The sequence below is a fragment of the Marinifilum sp. JC120 genome (assembly GCA_004923195.1).
Classification (GTDB): Bacteria; Desulfobacterota; Desulfovibrionia; order Desulfovibrionales; family Desulfovibrionaceae; genus Maridesulfovibrio.
In genome coordinates, this window is record RDSB01000254.1 from 1 (window position 1) to 369 (window position 369).

General features: G+C 35.2%; 1 protein-coding gene. It reads left to right on the forward strand.

Going from position 1 to position 369, the window contains the following annotated elements; genetic code table 11:
• The coding region (locus D0S45_21000; protein ID TIH02084.1) for a UDP-N-acetylmuramate--L-alanine ligase at positions 1-369 on the forward strand (369 nt) is incomplete at both ends.

Below are 369 nucleotides of genomic sequence, written 5' to 3' on the forward strand. Positions count from 1 at the left end.
TTCCGGAAAGAACATATACATATTCGCTGGATAACTCCAGTGCCGATTACTTTGCAGAAAATCTAAGGTTGGTAGAGGGTGCATATGAATTTGATTTACATACTCCGGAGGGGATTATTAAATCCTTAAGATTGAATTACCCAGGGAAAGTAAATATTGAAAATTCTGTTATTGCTATGGCAGTAGCTCTTCAAAGTGGTGTCTCTGCTGAGGAATTGCATTGTTCTATTCGTGAATTTGAAGGAGTTGTACGTAGATTTGATGCAAGATTTAAATTTGATAATTGTGTTTATATTGACGATTATGCACATCATCCTAAAGAATTAGAAGCTGTAATTTCATCGGTTAAAGAGTTGTATCCAGATCGTA